Below are 12478 nucleotides of genomic sequence, written 5' to 3'. Positions count from 1 at the left end.
TGAAAGGCCGTCACGCCTCTTTCAGCACATCATAGATCTTGCGCATCTGCTCGCCGATCATGTCGCATTGCTCCGGCGTCGACTGGCTCATCGCCTTCTCGATCAGCGCCATATGCACTTTCAGCGCCTGCATCAACAGCGCCTCGCCAGCCTCGGTGAGGGCAAGCCGCAGGATGCGCTTGTCCTTCTCGTCGCCTTCGCGGCGCAGCAGGCCACGCGCTTCCAGCTGCGGCAAAAGCATGGTGATGTTGGAACGGCCGACGAGCAGCTTGCGGGCAAGATCGTGCTGCGACATGCCGGGGTGGCGATAGAGGTTCATCAGCACGTCGAGCTGCGCCGGTTTCAAATCGAGCGGCGCAAGCTTTACCGCCAGCGTGCGCTCCAGCACATGGCAGGCGCGCGCCACCGCGACCCAGTTGCGGAAACGCGGGTTATCCCAAGGCAGCTCTTGTTTATTGTTCATCTTTGAACTATTATGTTCATGCTTGAACGTATGGATGGATTTTCACTATGGCATCATTCGGGCTGAAGGTCATCCGGGGCGTGTTCGGTGCGGCAGAGCGTGTCGCGCCGCGGCTTAGCGGACGCGCGGCGTTCGAATTGTTCTGCCGCACCCCGAATGTCAAGGCGCTCAGCGATGGCGAGCGCCGTGCTGTCGACCGTGCGGCCGGGTTCATGACCGAGGCGCGTCATCACCGGCTGAAGACCGCGACCGGCTGCGTCATGGTGCACGAGTTCCGCCCGGAGCCGGGCAGGGCGGCCGCCGGCACGGTGCTCGTCGTCCATGGCTGGCGCTCGCGCACCGAATATATGCGCGCCTTGATAGAAGGTTATCGCGCCGCCGGCCACCGGGTCGTTTCGCTTGACCTGCCCGGCCACGGCCAGTCGCAGGGCCGGCGCCTGAACATGGTCAATGCGGTGGATGCGGTGCGGGTTGCCGGCGAATGGTTCGGCCCCTTCGTGGCGGCGGTCGGCCATTCCTTCGGCGGCGCCGTCGCCGCCAACGCCATCGCCGGTTCGGTCAAGAACATCCCGCCACTGGCGGCCGGACGCCTGGTGCTGATCGCGGCGCCAAGTTCCCTGCCGGCGATCTTTGCCGACTTCAGCCGCATGCTCAATGTCGGCCCGCGCTCGCAAGCCGCCATGGCGGACCGGGTCGAGCATCTTTCCGGCCGCCCCCTGCACGAATTCACCGGCGACCGTCAGCTCGCCCAGGCGCCGGTGCCGACCCTGGTCATCCATGCGCAGGACGACCGCGAAGTCTCGGCCGATCATGCAAGGCGCTATGCCGGCGCCGGCGGCCATGTGCGGCTCTACTGGGCCGACGGGCTCGGCCACCGCCGCATTCTCGCCGACAAGGGCGTGGTCGAACGCGCGGTTGGCTTCGTGGCGAATCGCGAGCCATTGCTGCTGCACTGAGCGGCGGTCGAGATTATTTCTTCTTCTCGCCGGGTTCGACCGGCAGTCCGGCGGCCTTCCAGGCGGTGTAGCCGCCAAGGATGTGCTTGACCGGCGAAAGCCCCATGTCCTGCGCCGTCTTTGTGGCCAGCGCCGAGCGCCAGCCGCCGGCGCAGAAGAACACGAAGTTCTTGCCCGAGGCGAAGAAGGGCTTGTGGTAAGGGCTTTCGGGGTCGATCCAGAACTCCAGCATGCCGCGCGTGACATGCTTGGCGCCGGGAATCTTGCCGTCGCGTTCCACTTCGCGTGGATCGCGCAGATCGACGAAGATGGTGTCTTCATCGTCGATCAGCCCGGCCGCCTCCTCCGGCGAAACCACCTCGATCACGGCGTTCGCCTCGTCCAGCAGCTCGCGATAACCCTTTTTCACGCTCTCATCCCTCCCGCCTTGCTGGCGGATTTCGAGCACACCAGCCGGCGTTTGTCACGCCGCGCTGCCGCCGGCCAGCGTCCTCCAGGCCGCCATGGCCCCGGCTACCGTCGCCAGCAGGGCATTATGCGAGGCGCCGTCGCGCGCCTGGATCGACATGCCGTGCTGGACCGTGGCGAAGAAGGTCGCGGCGGCGCTCGCATCGAAATCCGTCGGCAATTCGCCTTCGGCAACGCCGCGCTCCAGACGCTTCTGCAGTGCGGTGTGGTTTTCGGCGCGACGACGGCGCAGGTCGTCGCAGATGGCGCCGCGGCTCGAATCCTGTTGCAGTGCGCCCAGCGTGATCAGGCAGCCTTGCGGACGATCGCTCTGCGCATAGGCCCTCGCCGTCAGGCTCAGGAATTGTTCGATCGCCTGCCGCGCGGTCGGAGCTTCCTCCAGCGCCAGCCAGATGTCGGCACCCTCGGTGTGCGAGTAAAAATCCGTCGCCTCCAGGAACAGCGCCTCCTTGCTGCCGAAGGCAGCGTAGAGGCTGGGCGAGTTGATGCCCATGGCGGCGGTCAGCTCGCTCATCGATGCGCCTTCGTAACCACGGGCCCAGAACACCTCCATCGCGCGGCGCAGGGCTGCGGTTCGATCGAAAGTGCGGGGGCGGCCTCGTTCCGACATGATGCTCTTTTCTGTGTTGATCGATACATAATTAAGTTGACGCCGACGGGCAAGGCTGACAGGTATTTATGTATCGATCGTTACAAAAGGAGAAATCGATGTCATCCAACCAACTGGGCGGCAAGGCCGCGCTCGTCACCGGCGGCAGTCGCGGCATCGGTGCGGCGATTGCGCGACGGCTCGCGGCCGACGGCGCCAGTGTCGCGCTGACTTATGTGCATGGCGAGGAGCAGGCCCGCTCGGTTGTCGCCGAAATCGAGGCCAAGGGCGGCCGCGCCATCGCGATCAAGGCCGACAACCGCGATGCGGTGGCCATAGACAAGGCCGTCGATGACGCAGTGACCGCCTTCGGCCGGCTCGACATCCTGGTCAACAGCGCCGGCATCTGGCGGGCCGCCCCCATCGACACGCTGTCGCTCGCAGATTTCGACGAGACCATGGAGGTCAATCTCCGGGCTCCATTCATCGCCTCGAAGGCGGCGGCCGTGCATATGGGTGAGGGCGGCAGCATCATCTCGATCGGCAGCAACCTTGCCGAGAGGGCGACCGACGGCAGCCTCACGGCCTATTCGGCCAGCAAGGCGGCGCTGGTCGGCCTGACCAAGGCGCTGGCGCGTGACCTCGGCCCGCGCGGCATCACCGCCAACGTCGTCCATCCCGGTTCGACCGACACCGACATGAACCCGGCCGACGGCCCGCATGCCGAGCATCAGCGCCGGAAAATGGCAACACCGCGTTTCGGCAAGGCCGATGACATTGCCGGTATGGTCGCCTGGCTTGCAGGCCCTGAAGGCCGCTTCGTCACCGGCGCTGCCCTGACCATCGATGGCGGCGCCAACGCCTGATCCCGAGAGATTTCCGGCTGGGGCGGAACAACCCTCCGCTCCAGCCGTCACGATCTTGTGAAACCGTTCTGCAACAGGCTTTCCAAAATTTATGAAAGCTTAACGAAATCGGTATGAATCAGTATAGTCGCGCCTTACATCCGCCATGCGGTGAGCGGGACGATCTAGCGTGCGGAACGGGAACCGGTTGCGGCCGGAGCGGGTGATTCATGAAATTCCTCGGAAACAAAGCAACCGTGATGCCGCTGGTGGCGATCGCGGCAACGCTGGCTTTCGGTGTACCCCAGGCAGGCGCGCAGGGGCTGTTCGACATGCTTTTCGGCGGCGGCGTAAAGCATGCGCCGAAAGGCGAGTTTCCGCCCCCGCCACCGAAGCACAAACCAAAGCCGAAGGCTCCGGCCAGCGGTGGCGGTGGCGGCGCGAGAATCAGCAGCCCATCCTATTACACCTACAAGGCGGACCGGCTGGTTCGCGTCGACTTCTCGGCGCTGGCCCCGACGCCAGAGCCGGCGACGCCACAGGATGCGGCTTTCGTGCCGTCGGCAACGGGCGCTGCGTTTCGTGAAGCGGTTGCCAGCTTGGCTGACTACGAACTCTTAGCCGAGCCCGACATCGCCAAGGCGCTGATCGCGTATTACTCGGCCAATCCGGATTTCATCTGGATAAGCGGAACCAGCCTCAACAGCCGTGCGCAGGATGCGGTTCGGGTGCTTGGCGAGGCTTCAAGCTATGGTCTCACGCCCGCCGACTATACGGTCGAAGTGCCCGCTGCCGGCGCATCGACGACTGACGCCAATGCGCAACTGAAAGAACTCGTCCGTTTCGAGATGGCGCTTTCCGCGCGTGTGCTGCGCTATGCCCATGACGCCCAGAACGGCCGCGTCGATCCCAACCGCATGACCGGCTACTATGATTTCCCGGCCAAGCCGCTCGACTTGCAAGGCGTGCTGAGGACGCTGGCGCATACCCAGCAAGTGCGCACCTATCTCGAATCGCGGCATCCGCAGAATGCGGAATACCAGGCGCTGCGCGTCGAACTCGAATCTCTGCAGGCCAGTGCGGAAAACGAAATCGTCGTCGACCCCAAACTGTTGCTGAAGCCGGGCGAAACCAGCCCCGAACTGCCGAAGCTGCTGACCTTGATCGCGCGCAATCTCGATGACGAGATGGGCGGCGCCTATGGCGAGATCATGTCCAGGCTGGCCACCAGCGAAGTCTATGATCCGGAACTGGTCCCGGTCATCAAGGCCGTGCAGCAAAAGGCAGGCATGAAGGGCGACGGCGTCATCGGCCCGCGCACCGTCGCGACGCTGGCGGGAACATCCAAGGCCGACAAGCTGCTGAAGGTGGAAGTGGCGCTCGAGGAACTGCGCTGGCTGCCCTCCGATCTTGGCAGCCCGCGCGTCTTCATCAACCAGCCGGCCTTCACCGCAAGCTACATCGACAATGGCGAGGAAAAGCTCAAGACGCGTGTCGTCGTTGGCCGGACCACCAACCAGACCTCCTTCTTCTACGACCAGATCAAGCAGGTCGATTTCCATCCCTATTGGGGCGTGCCGCAATCGATCATCGTCAACGAGATGCTGCCGAGATTGCGCAACGATCCGGGCTATCTCGACCGGTCCGGCTATGAGGTGACGGATTCGCGCGGCAAGCGCATTCCTTCGTCGGCGGTCAACTGGGGCGCCTATGGCGCGAACATCCCCTACAGCGTGCGCCAGCAGCCGAGCGAGGCCAACGCGCTGGGCGAGTTGAAGATCCTGTTCCCCAACAAGCACGCGATCTACATGCACGACACGCCGCAGAAATCATTCTTCCAGCGTGATATGCGCGCGCTCAGCCATGGCTGCGTGCGGCTGCAGGACCCGCGCGGCATGGCGGCGGCGGTGCTTGGCACCTCCGTGGACTATATCGCCGAGAAGCTGAAGCACGGCCACTCGACCGAGAATGTGACACGCACGATCCCGGTTTATGTCGCCTATTTCACCGCCTGGCCTGATCTGTCCGGCAAGGTCGAATATTTCGGCGACGTCTACGACCGCGACTCGCGCCTGAAGCAGGCTCTGGACGCCACGGAGGCGGTTCGCTCGCCTTCGAGTTGATCCAGGGCTTTCGGTAGGCCGTTAACTCATAAATACGGCATGACCGAAAGCGGAAAGGCGGCCGAGAGGGAACGAGGAGCGGCGGCTACCGTTATCGAACAAGCTCAAAACGCAACTGTGATCCTGTTTCGGCAGGGACGAACGATGTTTAGCGCTCGAAGCGGAGGCGCCTGTGTCGAGCCACTATGCGATTCTCGAAGCCCCCTCCACGCTGGGCCTGGCGACCGATGGTGTGGAGCGCTTGCCTGGCCGGCTCCTGGACCTTGGCCTTGCGGAGCGCATCCAGGCGCGCCGCGCCGGGCGGCTGGCTGTGCCTCCGAAGGACCCGACGCCCGATCCCGCGACCGGCACCCTGAACGCAGGGCTATTGCGCAGTGGTCGCCCAAGCTCGCCGACGCCGTGGAAGCGGTGCTTGACGCAGGCGGGTTTCCAGTGGTGCTGGGCGGCGATTGCACGATCGTGCTGGGCTCGGCGCTCGCGTTTCGACGGCGCGGCCGCTACGGCTTGCTCTTCATTGACGGCAACGCCGATTTCTTCCAGCCAGAGGCGGAACCCAATGGTGAGGGTGCCTCGATGGACCTCGCCTTCGTCACCGGCTACGGTCCGTCGCTCCTGACCGACATCGAAGGTCGCGGTCCTCTGGTCCGCCCTGAAGACGTTGTCGCCTTCGCGTATCGCGATCACAAGGATCAGGAGGAGTACGGAAGCCAGCCGCTCCCCGAAGAGCTCAAGGTGCTTGACCTTCCCGCTGTGCGCGCCACGGGCATCGAGGCCGCCGCACGCGAAGCGGTCGATCACCTGACGAGAGCGGAATTGGACGGCTTCTTCATCCATCTCGACGCCGACTGTCTCGACGACGTCATCATGCCGGCTGTCGATTTTCGCGTGCCAGGCGGGTTGTCGTGGGACGAGTTAACGGCCGCGCTCCGGCTTGCCTTGGCGAGCGGCAAGGCAGTCGGCCTCGAGATCACCATCTACAATCCGCGCCTTGATGAGGACGGCAGCGCCGGACGCGGCTTGGCCGACGTACTGGCCGCTGCGCTCGGAACAGCAGCGCCATGACGATGACGAGCCATGCCTGCTCTCGGGCGCAGCAAGAAGCGACCGATTTTGAGGTCGTTTCTACTGCTTTCATATTGCGGCGGAATCTGTTTCAAGGCTCCGCATGAGCCGATCGGCGTGGCTCCGCGATTATGAGTCTGCAAGCTAGTAGCGCTCGAACAGTGGCCGCCGGAAGCCGGCGTCGCGCCCGGCGATCAGCCAGTAGAGCAAGCCGGCGACAAGGCCGGCAGCGGCAATGATGCCGATGTCGACCCAACGCTCCGGGTCCATATCCTCCGGCGCGCTCGGCCAGATCAAGGCGAAGCCGCCGACCGCGGCGCCGGCGCCGAAAACCATGTGCAGCAGGACATTGCGCAGCGAGAAGAACTCGGCGATCAGCGCGAAGATCAGCGTCTGCAGCGCGGTCACCACGATGGTCAGGAAATAGACGAACATGCCGAGCGGCGGCACCAGCAGCACCGCGATCGGCGAAACGCCCATGGCGTCGAAATAGCTGGGCGCGTTGGGCAAGGAACTGAGCACGCCATAGATCACCGCGATGGCGATCAGGCCGACCAGCACCGACACGAAGTAGCCGGCCAACATCATCAATATGCGCTTCATCACGTGCTTTGCCGTCGCCATCCCCATCCCCCAATGCGGCCCGCGTCGCGACAGTCAGCCATCAAAGCGAGACAGACGCAAGGGGAGGCGACGGTTGGCAAGGGCAATCGCTTTAGGCCAACGACAAGTCCGACTTGCAGCGGAGAACGCCAATCGCCAAAGTCAGTGCTGCCCCTCATTGTCCTGCCGGACATTTCTCCCCGTATAGTGACGGGGAGAAAGGGGCTGGCCGCAACGCCGGCGCCATCCTTGCAACGCCGGTGATTGGCGAAATGGGCGATGACAGCGTCCCTCTCCCCGTCACTATACGGGGAGAGGATGCCGGCAGGCAGGTGAGGGGCGGCGCCGGCGCCGGGAAAGGCTGGCTAATTTGATGCGGCGAACCCTATTTCGGCTCCGCCGTCACAGGATCGTAGGTGATTTCAACCTTTGCCTTGTCCGCCGTGTAATAGGTGACGGTGTAGGCGCCGCTGTCCCAGTCGACCTCGTCCACATAGCGAAAGCCGTCGCGCTGCTCGACCTTGGCGATGATCTCCGACAGCTTCTTGGCATTGGGCGGCGGCAGCGGCTTGTCGTCCGCGGCCAGGGCCGGCGCGCCGGCGAGAAGAACGGCGACGCTTGTCGCCAGCAGAAATCTGGACATGGCTTTCCCTCAAGTTTCCGCCGGAGAGAAACTCGCTGGCGTGCCGGTTTGTTCCGCGGCCGGAATGCGTGCCGATTCAGTCCACCGATTTGCAGCTGCCCGAATGAGGGGCCGCCGCCCGCTTGACTTACGCAGCGCGTCGTTGAGCGGGGTGGAGACCTGAACGGGCTCGACGAGGGTCGACGGCGGTCACGATGCTGTGGTGGTGATCGCAATAAACGCGATCCGCCGAAGTTGGCCCGGCACAGAAACGATAACCGCCGGGTACCGACCGGTCTTCGCTTACCGGGAAGCGGCACTGATAGACGCCTAGCTGAATGAGGGGGACGTCTTTCGAAATTGGTCTGACATTTTCAGGCATGGTTTTTCAAGTTCCTGGTTCATAGCCATTGCCGGCTGACGGCCGCAAGGCGACCGCGTCAAAGCGAGCTTCTCTCGTTTTGGAGGGCTGTGGATCACCATATGGTGTTGGTTGCAGTGCCAATGAAGCCCCGAAACCCTGCTTTCGCAAGCCAATCATTGCGACTTAAGGCCACACCGGCTGCTGGGCGGGCGGGCTACGGAAGCGAATACATTTTGTCAGCAGACAGTGTGGTCGCGTCCCGGAGCATCTCTTCGAACCGTTGCGCCGGTGCTATGGTGTGCCTGCATGATCAGACAGCAGGGATATGAGCCATGCCCGAAGTCACCCGCCGTACACTTCTTGCGTTCACCGCCGTGGCCTCGGTCATTGAACCGAAATTTGCCGAAGCGGAAGGGGCCTCACCCGAATTGCGGGCGCTGATCGGAGCCCATGAAGCCAGCTATGTCGGGCTTCACAGGGCTGTTCATCGAGTGGGCAGCAGCAGCCACGAACGCAAGAGGGCAGACCGGATTGAACAGGAAGCCTTGCTGGCCATCTGCTCCTACCCGGCGATCAGCCGAGGCGACCGCCGGGCCAAGGCCGATTACCTGTTGACCGCTGAGGCTCGGGGTGAACTCGACCTGGAAGAGCACATGCAGGCCATCCTGCACTCGATGAAGCGCTGATCGCGGCTCCGGAGCAGTGCATAGTTTAGACGCATCAACAGGAGTTCATGCGTGGCGACTGTCTCGCCACCTTCCATTGCTGCGACTACGCATCAGCGGCTGACGAACGAAGCGGTCAGCGACCTGTCGGGCAAATGGCAGGTGAAGCTCGATGAAGCCCCGTCTCGTACAGAAAGCCCGAGCGCTGGAACCGGAAAAGTACACGGTCTATTGCGCCAACGACCGCATCGAGGTTTCGTTCTGGGATCTCGAGCAGATGAAGGTGTGGCGCGACTCCGACGTCTGTCAGTTCCAGAGCTATACGAGCTACAGCTGTGCCCTGAATTTCGCCCAGAAGAATTTTGGCGGGGAGGGGCGGGGTGTAGTTGTTAAATGTCTGGCTTGGAGTGGGGCGTTCAGGAAGATCGATGGATGAGGACTGAACCTGCGACGCTTTGAGGTCGGTCAATGGCCGATAGTGCTCAGGATCCGCCGAAGACAGTGCGGGTTACTCCGAATAGGCCTGATCCTGAGATGGACACGGTCGCCTCAACTACGATGCGGTGTTGCCCGTAGACAATTGTCACCGGCCAAGACCACGTCCTAGAAAAACCAACGGTAAACTCGGTTGGGTGGGGTTGATACGTGTTCCACTGATCGAGGACATCGATCGGTTCACTTCCCCAGAAATGATGGGGCTTGCCCGGATAGATTTCGGAGACTGCAGCGTATTCAAGATCTATCGGGCTGGCACTATAGATTCGCTCGAAATTTGGCGGATAGATCGCCAAAATTCGGCGGAGACGCTCGACCGTCATCGGGTCGATCCTAAATCCCTGCTCAGTGGCATAGATCACGAGAAAGCGGTCTTTCCCACCTTGGTGAGCAGATTTTTCCTGAATGAGGCTGAGCGCCAGTTCGGTTTTTTCCTTCGGGTCGATCTTTTTCGGTGCATTGGCAAACGTGCCACCGTGTGATTTCAGCGGCGCAAATTCGGCGAGTTCCATTAGCTTCTCGCCCTGAGATGTCATGACCGTGAAATCGATGTCATTTTCAAGGTTTTGCTTAGGCTTGCCGAACGGCGCCCAAGACGGTTCGCTTTGCATCTGAACGTAGATCTCGAAACCCTTGACGAAGAGCCTCGCAATCATTTCTTCACGTTCAGCCTTGTCTTCAGGGAAAGGGATTACCGCCCATTCCGCTCCATCCTGGCCCGTTTTGATCGGCCCACTGGCTCCTTGAGGTTTCGTCCTGCCCTGCTTCATACCAGCCTCGTGCGTGAATCCTTTGGTGTCTGTAGATCCCGTTTGAGCTCGATCGTTGACCAGCTTCGAAGGATGGCGACCGCAGAGGTCATGTTAGGCTGGTAGCCTCGTCTAGAAGCTTAGCAAGCAGGCTCACGAAGGCGATAAACTCCAAGGCGCGTTCAGCGTCATCGTTGATGAAACCGTGTGCCCGCGGATTTCGTAGGCCCGAGACCGCGCCACTGAAGAGCTGCATGAAGCCCTTCTGTTCGTCCTTGTCGCTCTGGTCTTGGAGTGCGTTGAACTTCAATACGGGATTCGACGGGTTGAACGCCCGTTCCATTAGCGTCGTCCCATCGAACTCAAGTCCGCTTCGGAGGCGCACCAAGCCGTTGAGGGCCTTTACGGCCGCCTCGACAGCATTGGCATAGTGGCCGTCCTGGTAGAGTTTGTTTGCTGCGCGCGCGATTTCCCGATGAAGATCGAGCCCACCATACGCGCGTATGGTGCTCTGGATGCCATTTTCGCCTTCATCGCCGGCCCGCTCTTCAAAGATTTCGATGATCGACTTCAGCGTGGTGATAGACTTCTTCACCTTATCGTCGACTTCGTCGATGTTGCCCCGTAGGGAGTCATCCAACCCCTCAAACCAAACAGAAAACTCCGGCCGGAAGGTCTGAACGTGATATTCAGAATATTCGAGTGTATCAGCCCCAAACACGTCTCGAAGAGTTGAATTTATCTTGGTTGAGTGCCCATCGAGGATGTTCCCTCCGTCCTTTTCCGGCAAGCTGAAAACGTCGAGAGCAGATAGTTCGTTAAGGCGTCGCTTCAGCTTTGGAAGAGCCGCGCGGACTTGGGCATCCGACATCGCAGCTGAACGTGGAGTTGGTTCCGGCCGACGTGCCATGTTTTTCCTTCACTCAAAAAGCGCGATCAGAGGCAGGAGCGACGATAGAGTTTTTCGGCGGGCGCGATACCAATGCTGAAAACAGGTGGCGACATAGTGGCGGTACGTGAAGGGCACCACCGGCGCATTTAAGCAGTTAGTTAGTAAGTTACTGATTTTATAAAAAAATTGGTGGGCGATGCAGGGATTGAACCTGCGACCCCACCCGTGTGAAGGGTGTGCTCTCCCGCTGAGCTAATCGCCCGCTCGTTGCCCGAAGGCCAAGCGAGCCGCGATATAAGGGAGGCAGGTGCGGGAAGTCAAGGCGGTGTCGGGCGTTCCGATAAGGATCGGATTGTCGCCCGCCCACCCTGTCTTCGACAAGACGCCGGCCGCTTCGCCAAGGGAATCGCATATGGATTCTTGCGAAGAAGGACCCCCACCCTAGCCCTCCCCACAAGGGGGAGGGAAGCTGCCGCGCTCTCGCCTTTTGCGTCGAGAACGTTGGAAATTTGCTGAGATGGCGCCGACGGAATCTCCCTCCCCCTTGTGGGGAGGGTTAGGGGTAGGGGTATCCGTAGGGCGCAGTCATTGCCCGTATGTGATTGCCCTGGCCGGCCGCTTTCCAATCAGTTTCCAGCCGCGGCGATCAGCCTTTGCGCCAGATCGAGCGTCAGGGCGTCGAAATGCGAAATCACCGCCGAGGGTTCGAATTCGCGCACATGGCGGTCGGTGTAGCCGAAATCGACCGCCACCACGGGGATGCCGGCGGCTTTTGCCGTGTCGATGTCGGTTTGCGAATCGCCGACCATCAGCGCGCGGTGCGGGTCGCCGCCGGCCAGCTTGATGGTCTCGATCAGATGGCGCGGGTCGGGCTTGCGGAAGGCGAACGTGTCCTGTCCGGCGATCGCCGCGAAATGTTTGGTCAGGCCGAGTGCCTCGATCAGCGCCAGCGAGTTGGCTTCGTATTTGTTGGTGCAGATGGCGAGGATATAGCCGGCCTCCTCAAAGCGCGCGATCGCCTCGACGACACCGGGGTAGGGGCGCGACTTGCCGGGGATGTTGAGCGTGTAGTGGTCGAGGAAAAGTTTCAGCAGGCGGTCGTGCTCCTCGACGGCAAGCGATCGCTGATGGGCGGCGTGCGCCCGCTCGATCATCACCCGGCCGCCGTGACCGACAAAACGCCTGAAGCCGGCTTCGTCGACCGCGGCGATCTCGCTGGCGGCAAGGCTGTGGTTCAGGCTGTCGAGCAGGTCCGGCGCTGTGTCGATCAGCGTACCGTCGAGGTCGAACACGATGATCGGTCGGGTCATGATCTGTCCTGGGCAGGTGTGCAATGGGCAGGCGATAGCGGCTGCGGCGCGTCATGGCAAGCTGACTGGGGGCAAGCCGGCTTGGCAATCGCTTCAGACCGGTGACAGTTTCAACGTGTGGCGGGACCACCAATTGTGGAAGCCGGCGCTGCCCCTCATCGCCCTGCCGGGTGTCCAGCCGATAGATGGGTAACAGTTTGAACCGGATAGATAGGTAACAGTTTTCCCCCTTATGATGGGTTCGCGGCAGCGCCAAGCGGTTGGGTTGGCGC

At 61.9% G+C, this 12478-nt stretch carries 13 protein-coding genes, 1 tRNA gene and 1 pseudogene; 6 read left to right on the top strand and 9 right to left on the bottom strand.

Features of this window, described 5'->3' with window-relative positions; translation table 11 throughout:
• Window positions 1-10 precede the first annotated feature (10 nt).
• The gene (locus EJ079_RS24765) at window positions 11-463 is read right to left on the bottom strand and encodes a MarR family transcriptional regulator (protein WP_023813960.1); all 453 of its coding nucleotides are present in this window, start codon (window positions 461-463) and stop codon (window positions 11-13) included.
• A 47-nt stretch (window positions 464-510) separates the two neighbouring features.
• Between EJ079_RS24765 and EJ079_RS24760 the strand changes: the two genes are divergently transcribed.
• Complete coding sequence (locus EJ079_RS24760) at window positions 511-1419, top strand: alpha/beta hydrolase (RefSeq protein ID WP_127270854.1); 909 nt, start codon at window positions 511-513, stop codon at window positions 1417-1419.
• A gap of 13 nt (window positions 1420-1432) precedes the next feature.
• On the opposite strand, the gene EJ079_RS24755 is transcribed toward EJ079_RS24760, so the two are convergent.
• Both EJ079_RS24755 and EJ079_RS24750 read right to left on the bottom strand, forming a co-directional pair.
• Window positions 1433-1828: a rhodanese-like domain-containing protein gene (locus tag EJ079_RS24755; protein WP_127270856.1), complete on the bottom strand. Its 396-nt coding sequence runs from the start codon at window positions 1826-1828 to the stop codon at window positions 1433-1435.
• Window positions 1829-1882: 54 nt separating this feature from the next.
• Window positions 1883-2497 (bottom strand): TetR/AcrR family transcriptional regulator, encoded by a 615-nt coding sequence (locus EJ079_RS24750; RefSeq protein WP_127810415.1) that lies wholly within the window; start codon window positions 2495-2497, stop codon window positions 1883-1885.
• A 98-nt stretch (window positions 2498-2595) separates the two neighbouring features.
• On the opposite strand from EJ079_RS24750, the gene EJ079_RS24745 reads away from it, so the two are divergent.
• The 3 genes and pseudogenes from EJ079_RS24745 (at window position 2596) to EJ079_RS24735 (ending at window position 6506) form a co-directional block, all read left to right on the top strand.
• On the top strand, window positions 2596-3342 hold the full coding sequence (locus tag EJ079_RS24745) for a 3-oxoacyl-ACP reductase family protein (protein WP_127380162.1): 747 nt from the start codon (window positions 2596-2598) through the stop codon (window positions 3340-3342).
• A gap of 209 nt (window positions 3343-3551) precedes the next feature.
• Entirely contained in the window at window positions 3552-5444 is a 1893-nt protein-coding gene (locus EJ079_RS24740) for a murein L,D-transpeptidase (RefSeq protein WP_127810414.1), read from the top strand.
• 172 nt (window positions 5445-5616) lie between these two features.
• Window positions 5617-6506, top strand: a pseudogene (locus EJ079_RS24735) (arginase family protein).
• A 144-nt stretch (window positions 6507-6650) separates the two neighbouring features.
• Here EJ079_RS24735 and EJ079_RS24730 read toward each other — a convergent pair.
• Both EJ079_RS24730 and EJ079_RS24725 read right to left on the bottom strand, forming a co-directional pair.
• Window positions 6651-7136, bottom strand: a complete 486-nt coding sequence (locus EJ079_RS24730; RefSeq protein ID WP_164873849.1) for a hypothetical protein — start codon at window positions 7134-7136, stop codon at window positions 6651-6653.
• Window positions 7137-7494: 358 nt separating this feature from the next.
• Complete coding sequence (locus EJ079_RS24725) at window positions 7495-7752, bottom strand: PepSY domain-containing protein (RefSeq protein ID WP_024503292.1); 258 nt, start codon at window positions 7750-7752, stop codon at window positions 7495-7497.
• 675 nt (window positions 7753-8427) lie between these two features.
• On the opposite strand from EJ079_RS24725, the gene EJ079_RS24715 reads away from it, so the two are divergent.
• Together EJ079_RS24715 and EJ079_RS24710 are read left to right on the top strand one after the other, a co-directional pair.
• Window positions 8428-8781, top strand: a complete 354-nt coding sequence (locus EJ079_RS24715; RefSeq protein WP_127810412.1) for a hypothetical protein — start codon at window positions 8428-8430, stop codon at window positions 8779-8781.
• 151 nt (window positions 8782-8932) lie between these two features.
• Entirely contained in the window at window positions 8933-9196 is a 264-nt protein-coding gene (locus EJ079_RS24710; protein ID WP_127810411.1) for a hypothetical protein, read from the top strand.
• A 46-nt stretch (window positions 9197-9242) separates the two neighbouring features.
• Here EJ079_RS24710 and EJ079_RS24705 read toward each other — a convergent pair whose 3' ends face one another.
• The 4 genes from EJ079_RS24705 to EJ079_RS24690 form a co-directional block, all read right to left on the bottom strand.
• Window positions 9243-10025: a hypothetical protein gene (locus tag EJ079_RS24705; RefSeq protein WP_127810410.1), complete on the bottom strand. Its 783-nt coding sequence runs from the start codon at window positions 10023-10025 to the stop codon at window positions 9243-9245.
• Window positions 10026-10113: 88 nt separating this feature from the next.
• The gene (locus EJ079_RS24700) at window positions 10114-10914 is read right to left on the bottom strand and encodes a TIGR02391 family protein (protein WP_127810409.1); all 801 of its coding nucleotides are present in this window, start codon (window positions 10912-10914) and stop codon (window positions 10114-10116) included.
• A gap of 169 nt (window positions 10915-11083) precedes the next feature.
• Window positions 11084-11158: transfer RNA gene (locus EJ079_RS24695), tRNA-Val, on the bottom strand.
• A gap of 364 nt (window positions 11159-11522) precedes the next feature.
• The gene (locus EJ079_RS24690) at window positions 11523-12206 is read right to left on the bottom strand and encodes a phosphoglycolate phosphatase (RefSeq protein WP_127369243.1); all 684 of its coding nucleotides are present in this window, start codon (window positions 12204-12206) and stop codon (window positions 11523-11525) included.
• Window positions 12207-12478 lie beyond the last annotated feature (272 nt).

This window comes from Mesorhizobium sp. M7A.F.Ce.TU.012.03.2.1, from assembly GCF_004006095.1.
In the GTDB taxonomy this organism is placed as follows: Bacteria; Pseudomonadota; Alphaproteobacteria; order Rhizobiales; family Rhizobiaceae; genus Mesorhizobium.
This window is presented reverse-complemented; position numbering and strand designations above follow the sequence as displayed.

What these genes read in the sequence shown, in the direction of transcription:
- EJ079_RS24725 (WP_024503292.1), bottom strand. Translation starts at nt 7,752, where the DNA reads ATGTCCAGATTTCTGCTGGCGACAAGCGTCGCCGTTCTTCTCGCCGGC.
- EJ079_RS24730 (WP_164873849.1), bottom strand. Translation starts at nt 7,136, where the DNA reads ATGGGGATGGCGACGGCAAAGCACGTGATGAAGCGCATATTGATGATG.
- EJ079_RS24710 (WP_127810411.1), top strand. Translation starts at nt 8,933, where the DNA reads ATGAAGCCCCGTCTCGTACAGAAAGCCCGAGCGCTGGAACCGGAAAAG.
- EJ079_RS24705 (WP_127810410.1), bottom strand. Translation starts at nt 10,025, where the DNA reads ATGAAGCAGGGCAGGACGAAACCTCAAGGAGCCAGTGGGCCGATCAAA.
- EJ079_RS24765 (WP_023813960.1), bottom strand. Translation starts at nt 463, where the DNA reads ATGAACAATAAACAAGAGCTGCCTTGGGATAACCCGCGTTTCCGCAAC.
- EJ079_RS24715 (WP_127810412.1), top strand. Translation starts at nt 8,428, where the DNA reads ATGCCCGAAGTCACCCGCCGTACACTTCTTGCGTTCACCGCCGTGGCC.
- EJ079_RS24690 (WP_127369243.1), bottom strand. Translation starts at nt 12,206, where the DNA reads ATGACCCGACCGATCATCGTGTTCGACCTCGACGGTACGCTGATCGAC.
- EJ079_RS24740 (WP_127810414.1), top strand. Translation starts at nt 3,552, where the DNA reads ATGAAATTCCTCGGAAACAAAGCAACCGTGATGCCGCTGGTGGCGATC.
- EJ079_RS24750 (WP_127810415.1), bottom strand. Translation starts at nt 2,497, where the DNA reads ATGTCGGAACGAGGCCGCCCCCGCACTTTCGATCGAACCGCAGCCCTG.
- EJ079_RS24700 (WP_127810409.1), bottom strand. Translation starts at nt 10,914, where the DNA reads ATGGCACGTCGGCCGGAACCAACTCCACGTTCAGCTGCGATGTCGGAT.
- EJ079_RS24760 (WP_127270854.1), top strand. Translation starts at nt 511, where the DNA reads ATGGCATCATTCGGGCTGAAGGTCATCCGGGGCGTGTTCGGTGCGGCA.
- EJ079_RS24745 (WP_127380162.1), top strand. Translation starts at nt 2,596, where the DNA reads ATGTCATCCAACCAACTGGGCGGCAAGGCCGCGCTCGTCACCGGCGGC.